This is a genomic window from Bacillus sp. R45 (genome assembly GCF_021729365.1).
GTDB lineage: Bacteria > Bacillota > Bacilli > Bacillales > Bacillaceae > Bacillus > Bacillus velezensis.
In genome coordinates this window covers 2,650,128-2,666,993 of sequence record NZ_CP091421.1, presented here as the reverse complement: position 1 = coordinate 2,666,993, position 16,866 = coordinate 2,650,128, and the positions used below count along the sequence as shown (strand labels likewise).

The following is a 16,866-nucleotide window of genomic DNA, read 5'->3' as shown; positions in this document are numbered from 1 at the left end:
AGACATGAAAGTCGGTTATTTAGGGCCAGAAGCCACATTTACACATCTAGCAGTCAGTTCCTGCTTTCAAAACAGCGTGACACAAGCACCTTATCAAACAATACCGGCATGCATGGATGCGGCGGTTGCGGGAGAAGTTGATCTTGCATTTGTTCCTTTGGAAAACGCGCTGGAAGGCTCGGTTAACTTAACGATTGACTACTTGATTCATGAGCAGCCTCTTGCGATCGTGGGGGAAATGACGCTGCCGATTCACCAGCATCTGCTCGTTCACCCTTCGAGAGAAAATGAGTGGAAAAAGCTTGAGAAAATTTATTCTCATTCCCATGCGATTGCGCAATGCCACAAATTTCTTCACCGGCATTTTTCGTCCGTTCCTTATGAGTATGCGAAGTCAACAGGTGCGGCTGCCAAGTATGTCAGTGAGCATTCGGACCTTCCGATCGGCGTGATTGCAAATGAAATGGCGGCCGCTACATACGGATTGAGCATCGTGAAGCGGGATATTCAGGATTATCAGGACAACCACACGAGATTTGTCATTCTTTCGCCTGAAAAAGACGTCTCATTCGAAGTGAATGCGAAACTGTCTTCACGGCCGAAAACGACGATGATGGTAACGCTTCCCCAAGATGACCAATCAGGCGCGCTGCACAGGGTGCTGTCCGCTTTTTCATGGAGAAACCTGAATTTATCAAAGATCGAATCGCGCCCGACCAAAACGGGTCTCGGCAACTATTTCTTTATTATTGATATTGAACAGGCGATGGATCAGGTTCTCATTCCCGGTGCCGTTCAAGAGATGGAAGCCCTCGGCTGCCGGGTCAAGCTTCTGGGAACATATCAATCCTATTCGATATAAAAAAAGCTCCCCTTCAGGGGGCTTTTTTTTTAATCTTTTATTAAAATACCCGCGTCGTCCAGCGCTTGGCAGGCTTGGTCAATCCGCTCTTTTGTCGGGGCGCTTAATGTATGGAGATGCACGCCTCCGGTCAGCTGTGAAAGGTAAGCGGCATTTGTCGAGTTAATGTGATCCATGAATTGTTTGACTTCTTTCCGTGTGCTGACTCTTATGGCGGCGGTTAAATCGCCGTATACGGGGTGTTCAATAATGACGTCCTTTATGGTGACGCCTTCATCGACAATGAGTTCAAGCTCTTCTTCCGTCCGCTCCGGGCCGTGCAGACAGGCGACAATCCGTTCGGCGTTTTTTTCGCCGCCGGCATTCATGCTGATGTATAAATAGCCTTGGCTCGTCGCGATAATCGGTTCGCTTTTTGCTTTCAAGAGCGATATGTCCTGCACGATCACCTGTCTTGAAACATTTGCTTTTTTGGCCAATTCGCCTCCTGTTAATGGCGAGCCGGCTTCTTTCAGCCAATGAAGCAGCATGTCGCGTCTTTTCGCCCCAGTAAGCTTCGTTCCTTCTGTCAAATTGCTGATTCTCCTTTCTTTTGCTCCCATAGCGCTGTAAATGTATGTATCAGCATATCGAGCTGTTCACATGTTGTTTCGTTTCCGAATGAGATCCGGAAAAACTGCCGCGCTTCCCGTTCGGTTTTTCTCAGCGCCTTCATAGCTGAAGAAGGGCCGTGGCTGCCGGCGGAACATGCGCTCCCGGTTGAGATGCAAATATCGTTACGATTACATTCTAACATAATATATTGTCCTTCAAAGGAGTGAAAAAAACACCCGACAATGTGGGGCAGGCATTCACCGCCGGTTTCTTTCTCTGAAAATGAAATGGGGAGGCCTTGACGCCTAATTTGGTCATACAAATAATTCCTCAGCCTGTCAGCATGCTCACGGTGTTCCTCCATATGTTTCACTGCATACTCCGCAGCAGCGGTAAAAGCGCCGATGGCCGGCACATTCACCGTACCGGGCCTGAACCCGTTTTCATGCACGGTATGCGGATAAACCGGATTCCAGCTGACACCGGGCCGAATGTAAACAGCCCCGGTGCCTTTCGGGCCGTATACTTTATGACCGGAGACGGAAAGGGCGTCGATTCCCGCCTGATCCGCATCAATCGGCAGTTTGCCGAAACTTTGAACACAATCGCAATGCAGTAAAATGTTTCTCTGGTGAAGAAAAGCGGCCAGACGATTCACAGGCTGGATGAGGCCGGTTTCTGAATTGGCGTGCTGTATGGAAACGAGCCCCGTGTCAGGACGGATATGAGCCGCCAGTATGTCCTCGGTTATAAGGCCGTTTTCGTCGGGATATATGATGGTGACATCAATTCCCCGGTCAGCTAAAAACGCCGCGGCATTATGGATCGAGTGGTGTTCCAGTGCGGTCGTAATAAAATGTTTTTTATGATCGGGCAGACCGTACAGCAATGATTGGACGGCCAAGATGTTCGCTTCCGTTCCGCCGCTTGTAAAGTGAATGCCGTCTGCCGCTCCGCCGATCAATTTTCCTGCAGAATGTCTGCAATATTCCAGCACGTCCGCCGCTCTTCCTCCGGCGTCATGAAGGCTGCTAGCATTGCCGTATACCTCTGTGCTGAGATGCTGAAAGACTTTTGCGGCTTCTTTGCTTAAAGGCGTTCCCGCCGCGTAATCAAGATAAATCATACAGCCCGTCTCCTATCCGTTTATGTTAAAAAAAGCTTGAGTTTATTTTATCGTTGTGTAAATATAGGTGTCAAGACAGGTGTAAATATAATGGGAGGGTGATGTATGTCTGAAAAAACAATTATCGTCATTGGTACGGGGACGGCGGCCCTTGCCTGTGCTTCCTCATTTCCTCCGTCATACCAAGTAACCGTCATCACAAAGAGAAACGTAACGAACAGCAATTCGTATTATGCTCAAGGCGGGATTGCTGTTTCATACGCAAAAGATGACTCGATAGAATCCCATGTGAACGATACACTGTATGCGGGATGCGGACACAATGACGTGACAGCCGTGCGGCATTTGCTGCAAAGCGGACAGAGCATGATAAACAGGCTGATAGAAGGCCTTTTCCCTTTTGATACGAAGTCGGATGGAACGTTTTGTCTCGGCAGGGAAGGCGCTCATTCCAAAAGGAGGATTCTGCACGCCGGGGGAGATGCGACCGGACGGATGCTGGTTGAGTTTCTGGTTCGGCAGCTGAGGGACGGCATTCGGATCATTGAACACGAGACGGTTGTTGATCTGCTGATTGAACACGGGCGATGCGCAGGCGTTGCCGTAAAGGATGCTTCAGGCGCCGTTTCTTACAGAAGAGCGGATTGTGTAGTGCTTGCTTCAGGCGGCTGCGGCAGTCTGTACCAATATCACACAAATGATTCCGCCATAACGGGAGACGGCATCGCTCTTGCCTTCCGCGCGGGAGCTGAGATCACGGATATGGAGTTCACCCAGTTCCACCCGACCCTCCTTGTGAAAAACGGGACTGTTTACGGTCTGATTTCTGAAGCAGTGAGAGGAGAAGGCGGATATTTAGCGGATCGCTTCGGGCGCAGGATCATGGCTGGCAGACACGCGCTTGAGGATTTGGCGCCCCGGGATGTGGTTTCACGGGCGATTTATGAAGAAATGATGAAAGAAAATCCTGTTTTTATAAATTGCAGCCGAATAGCCGATTTTAACAAACGTTTTCCGACCATAACAGAAATTTGTCAAACAGCCGGCGTTGATCTTGAAAGCGGGATCCCCATAGCACCCGGAATGCATTTTTTAATGGGCGGAGTAAAAGCCGATACATGGGGGAAAACGTCCGTGCCTGATTTGTACGCCATAGGCGAGACCGCCTGCACAGGCTTGCACGGGGCGAACCGCCTTGCGAGCAACTCACTGCTGGAAGCGCTGGCAAGCGGGCAACGATGTGCTGAACATATCATTCAAACACCGTTAAACGGAAGATATAAAAAAACCCCGAAGAAAACTGATGTCATCTTACAAGTGCCGGACACAACGCTTCATGTGCTTCAAGCCAAAATGACAACCGGAGTGGGCATCGTCAGGGAAAAAGAAAACCTGCAGGCGCTGGCATCCTGGCTTAACAACGTATCTGTGCGTCATATAAATGTGAAGGATATCACAATGGAACAAGCCGAGCTATCCTGCCTATGGAAGACTGCGCAATTTGTTGTCACCTCAGCCCTTATTCGGGAAGAAAGCAGAGGCGCTCATTTTCGCACTGATTTTCCTGGGACGGAGAAAGATTGGCACGGAAAACAAATCATTCATTCAACATCTGGAACGGTTATCAGAAAAAACGAAAGGATTGGGGAACTATGGACATTCTGCAGCTGAAACAAATGCTGACTCATTTTTTTCAGGAAGATATCGGAACGGGTGATGCGACGTCACAAGCGATTTTTTCTGATCAGCAATGTAAAGCGCGGATCATCGCAAAAACAGACGGCGTGTTTGCCGGAGAAGACGTTATCCGTGAAGGATGGAAGCTTTTACACGATGATATCCGCATCCGCCCTCTGAAAAAAGACGGAGAACGGATGAAAAAAGGAGACGTGCTCGCTGAAATGGAAGGCCGGGCGGCAGCTCTTCTTACGGGAGAGCGGGTCATTCTGAATCTCATACAAAGAATGTCAGGCATTGCGACAATGACGGACGAGGCTAAAAGGCGTCTTGATGATCCGTCCATCAAGCTTTGTGATACGAGAAAAACGACACCGGGGCTCAGAATGCTGGAAAAATACGCCGTTCGGGTCGGAGGCGGCTTTAATCATCGCTTCGGCTTATATGACGGCATCATGATTAAAGATAATCATATTGCCGCCTGCGGATCGATAAAGGCGGCCGTGGAGCGGGCAAGAAAAACGGCAGGGCAGATGCTTGCGGTGGAAGTCGAGATCGAATCCGAACAGCAGCTGCTCGAGGCAATTGAAGCGAGCGCAGACATTATTATGTTTGACAACTGTCCGCCTGAGTCCGTCCGGCGTTTTGCAGGCATGACACCGGGCCATATCAAAACGGAAGCATCCGGAGGCATAACGCTCGACACATTGCCCGCTTATAAAGGGACGGGCGTCCAATATATTTCACTCGGATTTCTGACTCATTCAGTAAAAAGCGCCGACATCAGCATGGATGTTGAGGCTGCGGAACAGGGGGATTTTTAAGATGTCTATTTTTGACGTGTTAACTGCATCAGCCGAAATGATGCCGAGCCATTATAAAGACATGAGCACCGGAGAAATGGAAAAGCGTGTCGCCGCCATTAAACGGGATTTCGGAAAGCGCCTGTTCATTCCGGGGCATCACTATCAAAAAGACGAAGTGATACAATTCGCCGATACGGCAGGTGACTCCCTGCAGCTTGCTCAAGTGGCAGAAAAAAATAAAGAGGCGGAATATATTGTGTTTTGCGGCGTGCATTTTATGGCGGAAACCGCTGATATGCTGACTGATGATAACCAAACCGTCATATTGCCCGACATGCGCGCCGGATGCTCGATGGCTGATATGGCAGATATTCAGCAGACGGACAAAGCATGGCAAGAGCTTCAAGAACTGTACGGTAACACCATCATTCCGTTAACATATGTTAACTCGACGGCGGAAATTAAAGCATTCGTCGGTCGGCACGGAGGAGCGACCGTCACCTCTTCGAATGCCCGGAGTGTGCTGAAATGGGCTTTTAAACAAAAAGAAAGAATTTTATTTTTGCCGGATCAGCATTTAGGCAGAAATACAGCCTATGACCTCGGCATTCCGCTGACAGAAATGGCTGTATGGGACCCGGGGCAGAATCGATTGCTTACTGACCATCCGGAAAACATTAAAGTCATCCTTTGGAAAGGACATTGCTCCGTACACGAAAAGTTTACAGCGGAAAATATTTCTCAGCTGCGGCAGCGGGATTCCGGCATCCGCATTATCGTTCATCCGGAATGTTCGCGGGAAGTGGTCTCGCTCAGTGACGACAGCGGGTCTACCAAATATATTATTGATACGATTGAACAGGCTGAACCGGGAAGCAAGTGGGCGATCGGCACGGAAATGAATCTTGTTCAGCGCCTCATTCACTCGCACCCGGATAAACAGATTGAATCATTGAATCCCGATATGTGTCCGTGTCTGACAATGAACAGAATCGACCTGCCGCATTTATTGTGGTCGCTTGAGCAGCTTGAAAAAGGCGAGCCGAAGGGTGTCATTAAAGTTCCGGAAGCGGTTCGGACAGAAGCGCTTCGTGCTTTGAACAGAATGCTGAGTCATACGTAATCATAAAAATTTCCCCTCCTTCCCAAATTTTTTATCATCATGCCCAGTCCACCGGCATATAGTGTGAAGAAACGTATTGTAATGACAAATGTACCGTTCACGTTTTGTGCATAGGAGGGGAAAACGTTGAAAATTCATATCGTTCAAAAAGGCGATTCGCTCTGGAAAATAGCTGAAAAATACGGAGTTGATCTTGAAGAGTTAAAAAAACTGAATCATCAGCTTAGCAATCCAGACTTAATTATGCCTGGAATGAAGATAAAGGTGCCTTCAGAAGCCGTTCCGGTCAGAAAAGAACCCAAGGCCGGCTTCGGAACGTCTGCGCATAAGCATGAGCATCCATATGCCAAAGAAAAACCGAAATCAGTTGTGGACATTGAAGACACCATACCGGAAGAACCGAAGCCGTCAATTCCGTATGTGCCGCCAATCCCTGAAAAGCATGAAAATGTGCTGCCGGAAGCTGATATGAACCAATATTATCCGTCCAATCAGCTGTTTCAGCCGTGGTCGCCTCCTAAGCCGGAGGAACCGGTGACACATTTTGTCGAGCCGAAAGAAAAAGAGCATGACAATAACATTCCACAACAGGAGGAAATGATCAACATGGAAAACGCGAATTACCCGAATATGCCGAAGGCGCCTGAAGCCGGAAAGATGGAAGAAGAAAACGCCGCTTATCATCTGCCGAACATGCCAAACATTCCGAATGTCCCGTTTCCGAATATGCCGGCCGTTGAACCGCCTTTTATGCATTACCCGATGCCGTGCATGCCTTGTCCTTGTCCGGTTCCGGTGACACCGATGCTGCCGGGTTCGGGACTATGCCATCCGTGCTTCCCGGTAGGCGGAGGTTTCGGCGGTTTTGGAGGAGGTTATGGAGGCTTTCCGGTAATGCCGATGCCGTTACCGTACGGATTCCATCATCACGGATTCCATCATCCGGGATTTGGGCCGCAAGCGGGTTACGGTGAATATGAAAACCAGGCCCATGAAAATGCAGAGCATTATGATGGTGCATCCGGTTTCGGCGGTGCTCCGTACGGTCAAATGCCGTATTACGGCGGATATTCGTCACATTACGCAAACGCGCCTCATCATGATGGGAAATTTAAGGATGATGATTGCGGCTGCCATGATTCACATCACCACCACCATCATCACCACGGTTCACATCACCATCACGCAAATATGCCTGTGCAGCCGTATCCGAATATGGGTGCAAACGCCGGATATTTTATGCCTTACGGCGGAGCAAATCCTAATGCCGCACCGAATCAGCCGAGTCCAAATCAAGTATTCGGACGGCCGGAGGAAGAAGAAGATTAATGTTTCGGGACGATGTATGTCGTTCCTTTTTTTTATGTCCAACTGAGGAATGGACATAACTGACAAGCTTAAACCCGCCGTCGGCCGCACATCCTAAACATGAGCGGAAAACGCTCAAACAGCGATGAATCCACGGGGGGTTTTTCCATTGGGTAAAAAACTGATGACGATCGCAGGCGTTTTAGCCGTGACGGCAAGCTTAACGGCATGCGGAGCAAATAATGCCATGAATGACGGACGCTACAATCAGTCAACACGTCCGGTCGGATATTATTCGAATGATAATGATAACGGCAGACGCCAGTACGGAATGGACCATCAAGGACCCGTTTCTGAAATGATGGAAAACCGAAACGGCCGTCATAATACGACAAACGTGTCTGACCAGTATGCGCCTAATGACGGGGTTCCGTTAACGACGGACGGCACATATAACGGCCGAAATGTCAATACGCCGCCGGCAGCTATGTCTTATAATGGGTATGACAACGCCGAAAACATCAGGCTGGCGGCAAAAGTTGCAAACCGCGTGAAAAAAGTAAAAGGCGTACAGGATAGTCAGGTCATCGTGACTGACACGAGAGTCGTCATTGCCGTCAGAACAAATCATCCTTTTACGAAAAATGATGATAAACATGTCAAACATGCGGCCAAAAGATTTGCGGACGGCCGTACAATTCAAGTGTTTACCGACAACGCTACTTTTACAAAGCTGCAAGACATGAACAGAAACAGCCGTTAAACGGGACTGCCGGATGATTTCATCCGGCAGTATTTTTATGGATAAAGCTTCATCATTTCTTTACATATTCTTAAAACGCTCTTTATGTTGCGGTGTTAACATAAAAGTAATAAAACGTAACGGAGGGGCCGGAATGAAAAAAACGGAGCATGACAAAAGCCTCGGAGAAAAAACTGTGTATCTGACCGTAAGGGGATACCGGCTCAAACTGACGTCCGGACAAATGAAACTGATTTCAGCCGGCCGGACATAATCATCGGGGCAGCCTTCATGTAGAGGCTGCTTTTTTTTGGCTGAAACAGACAAATGAAAGAAAACGGTTAAGCACCGGCATCTTTGGTCAAACTAGCATCAAGAGTTTGATTGAATAAAGAGGTGTTATTGGTGAAACGAATTTGCGGTGCTCGTCTATTGTTTATGCTTATCTTATCGGCTGCAGTCCTGATTTGCGGAGGAAAAGGCGCATACGGGGCGGAGGTTGAGCATTACGGGCCGCTTCGGGTGCACGTCCAGCTGGAAAAGGTCTATCTGGACGGTGATGTCGGCATCGAACATACGGATGAAACCGTTTTGGCGATGGAGGATTTTTGGGCCGCATATGCGGGTTGGACGCTCGTTGAGCAGAAAAAAGGCTTCGTTCTTTTCCGTAAGCATGTTGATGACATTTCTCCGCTCAGTAAGGTTAACGGTTATATCGGCGTCACGGACGGAGGCGTCATCTCCACTTTTCACGGCCGTCCCGGATCGCTGGCCGAGCCGATCCAATCTTTCTTCCAGATTGATATAGAAAGGCTGGAAAGCCGATTGCAAAAGCACTTGGAACACGGCATACCGTACAGGACAAAAGCGGAGTTTGAGAGCGTGATCGATCATATTAAGACTTACAGCGGATGACTTTGACGCAAGACATGTGACACATGTCTTTTTTTTCTGAATGGAAGATGTCAAAGCGAACATACGTTAACTTTTCTATAAGACTTTGGCTGTTTTTGTGTTACAATGATAAGCAGTCAAAGAGGTGAATAGGTGTGATTGAATTCGTGAAGGGGACGATTGATTATGTATCTCCCCAATACATCGTGATTGAAAACGGCGGAATCGGCTATCAGGTCTTCACTCCGAACCCGTTTATTTATAAGGTAAGCAATCAAGAGACCATTTTTACGTATCATCATATAAAAGAAGACGCCTTTTCTTTGTACGGTTTTTCAACCCGGGAAGAAAAAGCGCTTTTCACAAAGCTGCTGAACGTCACCGGCATCGGGCCGAAAGGGGCGCTCGCCATCCTCGGTTCCGGTGACCCCGGAGCCGTCATCGAAGCGATCGAACAGGAAGATGAAGCCTTTTTGGTGAAATTTCCGGGTGTGGGCAAAAAAACGGCGCGGCAGATTATTCTTGATTTGAAAGGCAAACTGGCCGACGTCGTGCCTGAAATGATTGACAACCTGTTCAATCATGAAGCGCGCATTGAAAAACAAGAGGCTGAAACGGCGCTTGACGAGGCGCTTGAAGCGCTTAGGGTTCTCGGCTACGCCGAAAAAGAAATTAAAAAAGTGCTTCCTCACTTAAAAGAGGAAACGGCGCTTTCAACAGATCAATATGTGAAAAAAGCATTGCAAAAATTATTAAAGTAAGGTGATGTTCATGGATGAACGGCTCGTTTCAAGTGAAGCAGACAGCCATGAATCAATAATCGAGCAAAGCCTCAGGCCGCAGAATCTCGCCCAGTATATCGGCCAAAAGAAGGTGAAAGAAAATCTGCGCGTGTTTATCGATGCGGCGAAAATGAGGCAGGAAACGCTGGACCACGTTCTTTTATACGGGCCTCCGGGTCTCGGGAAAACAACGCTTGCGTCTATCGTGGCCAATGAGATGGGGGTGGAGATGCGGACGACGTCAGGTCCCGCCATCGAAAGACCGGGAGATTTGGCAGCCATCTTGACGGCGCTCGAACCAGGGGATGTGCTGTTTATAGACGAAATTCACAGGCTGAACCGCTCGATTGAGGAAGTGCTGTACCCGGCGATGGAGGATTTCTGCCTTGATATCGTCATTGGAAAAGGCCCGTCCGCCCGCTCCGTCCGTCTCGACCTTCCCCCTTTTACGCTTGTAGGAGCGACGACAAGGGTCGGATTATTGACCGCACCGCTCAGAGACCGGTTCGGGGTGCTGTCGCGTCTTGAATACTATACGCAGGAAGAGCTGACAGATATCGTGTCAAGAACGGCTGACGTTTTTGAAGTGGATATCGAAGAAGCTCCGGCTCTGGAGATCGCCAGACGGTCAAGGGGAACGCCGCGGGTTGCAAACCGGCTTCTCAGAAGGGTGAGGGATTTTGCCCAGGTGCTCGGCGACAGCCGCATCACGGAAGAAATCGCTCACGACGCGCTCGAACGTCTTCAAGTCGATGCGCTCGGCCTTGACCATATCGACCATAAGCTGCTGATGGGCATGATCGAAAAATTCAGCGGCGGTCCCGTCGGCCTTGATACGATTTCCGCGACAATCGGCGAAGAACCGCATACAATAGAGGATGTGTACGAACCGTATCTGCTGCAGATCGGATTTCTCCAGAGGACGCCGAGGGGACGGGTCGTGACTCCGGCTGTGTATGAACATTTTCGATTGGAGGCGCCCGCCCGTGACTGACTTTCCGAAGGTTCTCATGTTTCTCGGTGCCGTTTTGCTTATGGCCGGCGCAGTCTGGCACTTTGTCGGAAGGCTGCCCGGAGATATTTTCGTTAAGAAGGGAAATGTTACATTTTTCTTTCCCGTTGTCACTTGTATTGTGATCAGTGTGATACTATCCATTCTGCTTAATTTTTTCGGCAGAATGAAATAACAATAGACAGAATAAAGGTGAAATGATGAAAGTCGATTTATTTGATTTTGAACTGCCTGAACGCCTCATTGCCCAAGTGCCGCTGAAAGAACGTGACGCATCGCGGCTGATGGTGCTCGACAAACAGACGGGCGGGCTGACGGACAGTTCATTTAAAGAGATTGTAAGCTTTTTTAATGAAGGGGATTGTCTCGTCTTGAACAATACCCGTGTGCTGCCTGCAAGATTATTCGGCACAAAAGAAGATACGGGAGCGAAAGTGGAGCTTCTGTTATTAAAACAGGAAGAAAATGATACATGGGAAACGCTCGTAAAGCCGGCGAAACGCGTAAAAAAAGGAACGGTCCTGACATTTGGCGACGGCCGGCTGACAGCGGTCTGCACGGAGGAGCTTGATCACGGAGGCAGAAAAATAGAATTCCGGTATGACGGGATTTTTTACGAAGTGCTTGAATCACTCGGTGAAATGCCGCTGCCTCCTTATATTAAAGAGCAGCTTGATGATAAAGAACGGTATCAGACCGTCTTTTCAAAAGAAATCGGATCTGCCGCAGCTCCGACGGCCGGACTTCATTTTACGGAAGAGATTCTGGACGAGCTGAAGCAAAAGGGTGTGCGGATTGAATTTATCACACTTCATGTGGGACTCGGCACATTCCGCCCGGTCAGTGCGGATGATGTGGAAGAGCATAACATGCACGCGGAATTTTATGAAATGACGGAAGAAACCGCCGCCTCTTTAAACGAGGTCAGAAAGGCGGGAGGGCGCATCGTGTCGGTCGGGACGACATCAACGCGCACCCTGGAAACCATTGCCGGCGAGCATGACGGCGTATTTACCGCTTCAAGCGGCTGGACGTCCATCTTCATTTATCCGGGATATGAATTTAAAGCGATTGACGGCATGATCACCAATTTTCATCTGCCGAAATCTTCCCTTATCATGCTCGTTTCTGCGCTTGCCGGCAGAGAGCATGTTCTTTCCGCCTACCGTCATGCGGTAGAGGAGGAATACCGTTTCTTCAGCTTTGGCGACGCCATGCTGATTATCTAATTTGAATGACAGGAGGCCTCATACAAAGTGGCTGAACAACCGATACGTTATGAATTTATAAAGGAATGCAAACAAACGGGAGCGCGGCTGGGCAGAGTTCATACGCCCCACGGCTCCTTTGAGACGCCTGTATTTATGCCGGTCGGCACGCTTGCTACGGTAAAGACGATGTCTCCGGATGAGCTGAAATCTATGGATGCGGGCATTATTTTAAGCAATACGTACCATTTATGGCTCCGCCCGGGACACGACATTGTAAAAGAAGCGGGCGGGCTTCATAAGTTTATGAACTGGGACCGCGCGATTTTAACAGATTCCGGCGGTTTTCAGGTCTTTTCATTGAGCAAGTTTCGTAATATAGAAGAAGAAGGTGTTCATTTCCGCAATCACTTAAACGGAGACAAGCTGTTTTTATCTCCGGAAAAAGCGATGGAAATTCAAAACGCCCTCGGCTCTGATATCATGATGGCGTTTGATGAGTGTCCGCCGTATCCGGCAGAGTATGATTACATGAAACGCTCTGTGGAACGGACCAGCCGCTGGGCGGAACGCTGCCTGGAGGCGCACGGGCGCTCAGATGAGCAGGGGCTGTTCGGAATCGTACAGGGCGGAGAATACGAAGACCTGCGGACACAAAGTGCAAAAGACTTGGTTTCGCTTGATTTTCCGGGGTATGCCATAGGCGGATTATCTGTCGGCGAGCCGAAGCACGTCATGAACCGAGTGCTTGAGTTTACAACCCCGCTTTTACCGAAGGACAAGCCGAGATATTTAATGGGTGTGGGTTCACCGGATGCCTTAATTGACGGCGCCATCCGCGGCGTGGATATGTTTGACTGCGTACTGCCGACCCGGATTGCCCGAAACGGCACGGTGTTTACGAATGAAGGGCGTCTGAATATGAAAAACGCCAAATATGAGCGTGATTTCCGTCCGATTGACGAAGAGTGCAGCTGCCATACATGCCAAAATTACTCCCGCGCTTACATCAGACATTTGATCCGCTGTAATGAAACGTTTGGAATTCGATTAACAACTTACCATAACCTTCATTTTCTGTTACACTTAATGGAGCAGGTCAGACAAGCCATCCGGGAGGATCGTCTTGGTGATTTCCGAGAAGAGTTCTTTGAGCGTTACGGCTATAATAAGCCAAATGCGAAAAGCTTCTAAATAAAACCATTCATGAAAGGAGGGAAACAGATGGGTACTTTAGGCACAATCGTTCCTATTATTTTAATGTTTGCAGTGCTTTATTTCCTGCTCATCCGTCCGCAGCAAAAGCAGCAGAAGGCCGTCCGCCAGATGCAGGAAGAGCTGAAAAAAGGGGATTCAGTGGTGACAATCGGAGGATTGCACGGCACTGTTGATTCAATTGATGAAAGCAAGGTCGTCATTAAAACAGGTGATAACACCCGTTTAACATTTGACCGCCGCGCAATCAGAGAAGCTTCCGCTGAATAACAGCGAAGCTCATACATACAAAAAAAGAGCGGAGAATCCGCTCTTTTTTTATTACGCTGATCTGCTTCCTTTCAAATTCACTCCGAAAATGCCGCCCAGCATACTGACTCCCAAAAAGCCGAGATGAAACAAAAGCTGACCGGATGTAAACGTTTTTCCGAACCCTAAATATTGAAAAAGCAAGATGATTAATGAAAAACAGACGGCGGTTAACGCTCCGATCATCCAGCCTTTTTCCTTCGCTTTGCCGCCCGATATAAAACCTCCCGCAAATAAAGAAAGAAAAGAAAGCGCGGTGATCAGCCAGCTGAAAGATGATTCTTCCATTGAGGTGACTGTCAGTAAAAGCGAAATCGCCAAACTCGTAAGAAGCATCACCGCAAAAATAGCCACTAAGCCGTACAAGACGCCTCTTCCCACTTGTTTCGTTTCTTCCATTTTTATCTCCTCTCCGCTCTGCGGCCTGATATATGACAAGCCGGAGCCCGTCTTTTTCTAAATGTATTCTCTGAATGTTCGAATTAGACGTAAATGCATGATGTTCAGCCCGTTTCTTACATAATTCAGAGCCGATGGCAAATGCTATGACCGTTGGAGGTGCGATATGGAAGATATTTTCATTATTACGTTTCGTACGATTGTGCTTTATTTTATCATTCTTGTGATTTTCAGACTGATGGGAAAACGGGAAATCGGAGAACTGAGCATTTTAGACCTTGTCGTCTCCATTATGATTGCCGAGATTGCCGTATTGGCAATTGAAAATGTAAAAGATAAGCTTTTGCATACAATTGTGCCGATTGTCGTTTTAATGATTATTCAAGTAAGCCTTGCTTTTATTTCTCTCAAAAGCCAAAAAATACGGCAGCTGCTTGACGGAAAACCCACCATTATTATAAAACAGGGAAAAATTGATGAACGGGCGATGAGATCGCAGCGCTACAATTTTGACGATCTTCTTATGCAGCTGAGGGAGAATAACATCGATAGAATCTCTGACGTGTCGTACGCCATTTTGGAGTCTTCGGGCAAACTGTCAATCGTCAAAAAGAAAAACAATAAGGATAAGCAGATGGAAACATCGCTTATCGTTGACGGGGTCATTCAGAATGAGCATCTGGACAGAATCGGGAAAGATAAACACTGGCTTGAAAAAAATTTAGCAAAAAGAGGATATCGCGATCTTTCGGTTATATCATTCTGCACGTTTACGGACGGCGCTTTTTTTATTGATCTCAAAGATGAAAAAGGGGAGCCATAAATCGGCTTCACCGCGTCACGAACTTGCCGATGACCGGAATCCGGATCAGCTCTTCCCTTTTAATCAGCCTGAATAACAGAAGCAGCGCAATGTACAAAATCGCGGTCATTGCAATCCAGCCTGTGAGATTAACAGCCTCTGATCCTGAAAAATGAACGGTGTGCTTGATGATGCGGCTGACATAACCGCAAATGAATATGACGGCAAAACAGAGCGCGTATTCTTTTATTTTAATGCTGATCGGAAGCACCTTGCTTACGGTGGCCGCATGCAGCAGGGTGACAAGGACCATCCCCGTTACAATCGCAAGTGCGGCGCCCATGATGCCTAAGGAAGGCCTGGTCGCCAAAACAAAAATTAGGCCGGTTTTGACAGCGGCGCCGATAAAACTGTTCATCATGGCGGCCCCGGCTAAATTGAGAGCCTGCAGCACCGCCTGAAGAGGCCCCTGAAAATAGTAAAGCAGAAAAAACGGCGCCATCACTTTAACAAATACCGCCGCATTAGTTGATCCGTACATGACGGACATCAGTTCATCAGCGAAAGAGAATAAAATAACCACCGAAATGCCTCCGCTTAAAAGACACAGCCTCATCGCCTGTTCCAGACGGTATTCGACAACTTGCAGCTTTTTTTGCTCCATTCCTTCACTGATCGCAGGAACAAGCGCCGTTGACAGAGAATAGGTTATAAAGCTGGGCAGCGTCAAAACCGTCATGGCAAATCCGGTCAGCTCCCCGTACTGGCTGGTGGCGGCAGCGGTGGCCACTCCTGCAATCGCAAGGCTCTGCGCGACGACAATAGGTTCAAAAAACCAAGATAAATTTCCGATGAAGCGGCTTCCGGTTGTCGGGAGCGACACGCTCATCAGCTGGCGGAAGGTTTCTTTTCCATTTGCAATCGACTTGAAAAATTGTTTTCTGATTCTGATTGTTTTATTTGCTTTAAAACAAATGAATAAATAAATAAGAGAGGCAAGCTCCCCGATGACAGACGAAATCATGGCTCCTGCTGCGGCATATTCAATTCCGTACGGCAGAAACACCGTCGTGCAGACTGCGACAAGTGAAATCCGCACGATCTGCTCAAGCACTTGGGAAAACGCCAGCGGGTTCATATTCTGCCTGCCCTGAAAGTAACCGCGCAGCACGCTGGATATCGCGATAATCGGCACGACGGGCGTAATCGCCAGAAGCGGGTAAACCGTGCGCTGATCCGTCAGCATCGTTTCTGACATAATCGGCGCAAAGCATAAAAACAGCGGCGTGAAGATGAGACTTAATATCCCGGTGACGGTAAGCGCCATCACTAAAATGTGTTTCATTTTCTGCCGGTCCCCCCGCGCGCTTGCTTCAGCGACAAGTTTGCTGATGGCAACGGGGAGGCCGAATTGAGTCAAAGTGGTGGCCAAGAAAAATGTCGGGGCAGCCATCATGTATAAACCGACCCCTTCTTCACCGATAAACCGGGCGATAACCACCCGGTTGACAAAGCCGAGCATTCTCGTAATCATCCCGGCTGCAATGAGAATAAGAGTGCCCCTTAAAAAAGTCTGTTTTCCCATTTTATAAACCCCTGCCTTCTCAAACTACCTGGAATCATATACAATAAAGATATGCGCCGATGTCGTCCGAGCATGACAAGTCTTCGAGAAAAATGGAAAAAGGAGCGAGCGCCCAGTGGAGAAACATCCCGCCGAAATGTACAAAGATCATTTGCGGCCTTTCTTGTACAGTAAACTTGAAGAGTTCAAAATCCTCGGATACGATGATGTTGAGCACGAGAGTTTATGGTCATACTTAATACATAAAAAGTGGAAACAGAAAAAGGAACTGCCGCTGCATGAATTGGCCGGTAATATTTTATCAGTTAAAATTGGCGATTTTATGAACTATGCAACCGTTGAAGCTTTTAAGTCGTCTAATTGGCTGGAAAGCGATGAGGGTCAGGAAGCTTTGGATGAACTGCTGAGATAATGATTTGACG

The 16,866-nt window shown here is 48.2% G+C and carries 20 protein-coding genes; 16 read left to right on the top strand and 4 right to left on the bottom strand.

The genetic code is table 11. From position 1 onward, the window contains the following. The first annotated feature begins 4 nt into the window (after nt 1-4). Complete coding sequence (pheA, locus tag L3V45_RS13045; RefSeq protein WP_003152668.1) at nt 5-862, top strand: prephenate dehydratase; 858 nt, start codon at nt 5-7, stop codon at nt 860-862. A 29-nt stretch (nt 863-891) separates the two neighbouring features. Here the strand turns inward: pheA and L3V45_RS13040 are convergent, their stop codons facing one another. Together L3V45_RS13040 and L3V45_RS13035 are read right to left on the bottom strand one after the other, a co-directional pair. Next, the gene (locus tag L3V45_RS13040; protein ID WP_014305508.1) at nt 892-1,434 is read right to left on the bottom strand and encodes a transcription repressor NadR; all 543 of its coding nucleotides are present in this window, start codon (nt 1,432-1,434) and stop codon (nt 892-894) included. Beyond that, nucleotides 1,431-2,582 (bottom strand): IscS subfamily cysteine desulfurase, encoded by a 1,152-nt coding sequence (locus L3V45_RS13035; RefSeq protein ID WP_025853099.1) that lies wholly within the window; start codon nt 2,580-2,582, stop codon nt 1,431-1,433. Before L3V45_RS13035 ends, L3V45_RS13040 begins: the two co-directional genes overlap by 4 nt. A gap of 105 nt (nt 2,583-2,687) precedes the next feature. On the opposite strand from L3V45_RS13035, the gene nadB reads away from it, so the two are divergent. The 13 genes from nadB (at nt 2,688) to yajC (ending at nt 13,619) form a co-directional block, all read left to right on the top strand. Continuing rightward, nucleotides 2,688-4,253 carry an L-aspartate oxidase gene (gene nadB / locus L3V45_RS13030; protein ID WP_003152671.1) on the top strand — a complete coding sequence of 522 codons (1,566 nt, stop codon included), beginning with the start codon at nt 2,688-2,690 and terminating at the stop codon, nt 4,251-4,253. Beyond that, nucleotides 4,235-5,083: a carboxylating nicotinate-nucleotide diphosphorylase gene (gene nadC, locus L3V45_RS13025; RefSeq protein WP_058906216.1), complete on the top strand. Its 849-nt coding sequence runs from the start codon at nt 4,235-4,237 to the stop codon at nt 5,081-5,083. Before nadB ends, nadC begins: the two co-directional genes overlap by 19 nt. A 1-nt stretch (nt 5,084) precedes the next feature. Beyond that, nucleotides 5,085-6,188 carry a quinolinate synthase NadA gene (nadA, locus tag L3V45_RS13020; RefSeq protein ID WP_024085652.1) on the top strand — a complete coding sequence of 368 codons (1,104 nt, stop codon included), beginning with the start codon at nt 5,085-5,087 and terminating at the stop codon, nt 6,186-6,188. A gap of 126 nt (nt 6,189-6,314) precedes the next feature. After that, nucleotides 6,315-7,517 carry a SafA/ExsA family spore coat assembly protein gene (gene safA, locus L3V45_RS13015; RefSeq protein WP_043867317.1) on the top strand — a complete coding sequence of 401 codons (1,203 nt, stop codon included), beginning with the start codon at nt 6,315-6,317 and terminating at the stop codon, nt 7,515-7,517. 148 nt (nt 7,518-7,665) lie between these two features. Continuing rightward, the gene (locus L3V45_RS13010) at nt 7,666-8,259 is read left to right on the top strand and encodes a YhcN/YlaJ family sporulation lipoprotein (RefSeq protein ID WP_003152677.1); all 594 of its coding nucleotides are present in this window, start codon (nt 7,666-7,668) and stop codon (nt 8,257-8,259) included. Nucleotides 8,260-8,392: 133 nt separating this feature from the next. Then, on the top strand, nt 8,393-8,512 hold the full coding sequence (locus L3V45_RS19675; RefSeq protein ID WP_374700710.1) for a hypothetical protein: 120 nt from the start codon (nt 8,393-8,395) through the stop codon (nt 8,510-8,512). Nucleotides 8,513-8,643: 131 nt separating this feature from the next. After that, nucleotides 8,644-9,153 (top strand): intercompartmental signaling factor BofC, encoded by a 510-nt coding sequence (locus L3V45_RS13005; RefSeq protein ID WP_012118093.1) that lies wholly within the window; start codon nt 8,644-8,646, stop codon nt 9,151-9,153. Between the two features lie 134 nt (nt 9,154-9,287). Continuing rightward, on the top strand, nt 9,288-9,893 hold the full coding sequence (gene ruvA, locus L3V45_RS13000) for a Holliday junction branch migration protein RuvA (RefSeq protein WP_003152683.1): 606 nt from the start codon (nt 9,288-9,290) through the stop codon (nt 9,891-9,893). Nucleotides 9,894-9,903: 10 nt separating this feature from the next. After that, complete coding sequence (gene ruvB / locus L3V45_RS12995) at nt 9,904-10,908, top strand: Holliday junction branch migration DNA helicase RuvB (RefSeq protein ID WP_003152685.1); 1,005 nt, start codon at nt 9,904-9,906, stop codon at nt 10,906-10,908. After that, complete coding sequence (locus L3V45_RS12990; RefSeq protein ID WP_196616052.1) at nt 10,901-11,101, top strand: DUF2905 domain-containing protein; 201 nt, start codon at nt 10,901-10,903, stop codon at nt 11,099-11,101. Before ruvB ends, L3V45_RS12990 begins: the two co-directional genes overlap by 8 nt. A 25-nt stretch (nt 11,102-11,126) precedes the next feature. Further along, nucleotides 11,127-12,155 carry a tRNA preQ1(34) S-adenosylmethionine ribosyltransferase-isomerase QueA gene (gene queA / locus L3V45_RS12985; protein WP_003152692.1) on the top strand — a complete coding sequence of 343 codons (1,029 nt, stop codon included), beginning with the start codon at nt 11,127-11,129 and terminating at the stop codon, nt 12,153-12,155. 27 nt (nt 12,156-12,182) lie between these two features. Then, complete coding sequence (gene tgt, locus L3V45_RS12980; protein ID WP_014305500.1) at nt 12,183-13,328, top strand: tRNA guanosine(34) transglycosylase Tgt; 1,146 nt, start codon at nt 12,183-12,185, stop codon at nt 13,326-13,328. 30 nt (nt 13,329-13,358) lie between these two features. Beyond that, entirely contained in the window at nt 13,359-13,619 is a 261-nt protein-coding gene (gene yajC, locus L3V45_RS12975) for a preprotein translocase subunit YajC (RefSeq protein ID WP_003152695.1), read from the top strand. Nucleotides 13,620-13,670: 51 nt separating this feature from the next. Here yajC and L3V45_RS12970 read toward each other — a convergent pair whose 3' ends face one another. Continuing rightward, a complete protein-coding gene (locus tag L3V45_RS12970; RefSeq protein ID WP_003152697.1) occupies nt 13,671-14,057 on the bottom strand; it encodes a TIGR04086 family membrane protein in 387 nt (128 codons plus the stop codon). A gap of 166 nt (nt 14,058-14,223) precedes the next feature. Between L3V45_RS12970 and L3V45_RS12965 the strand changes: the two genes are divergently transcribed. Then, nucleotides 14,224-14,880, top strand: coding sequence for a DUF421 domain-containing protein (locus L3V45_RS12965; protein WP_003152699.1), 657 nt, complete (start codon nt 14,224-14,226; stop codon nt 14,878-14,880). 7 nt (nt 14,881-14,887) lie between these two features. Here L3V45_RS12965 and spoVB read toward each other — a convergent pair whose 3' ends face one another. Continuing rightward, nucleotides 14,888-16,444 (bottom strand): stage V sporulation protein B, encoded by a 1,557-nt coding sequence (gene spoVB / locus L3V45_RS12960; RefSeq protein ID WP_236837029.1) that lies wholly within the window; start codon nt 16,442-16,444, stop codon nt 14,888-14,890. A 115-nt stretch (nt 16,445-16,559) separates the two neighbouring features. Between spoVB and L3V45_RS12955 the strand changes: the two genes are divergently transcribed. Beyond that, nucleotides 16,560-16,856, top strand: a complete 297-nt coding sequence (locus L3V45_RS12955; RefSeq protein ID WP_003152702.1) for a post-transcriptional regulator — start codon at nt 16,560-16,562, stop codon at nt 16,854-16,856. The last annotated feature ends 10 nt before the right edge of the window (nt 16,857-16,866 follow it).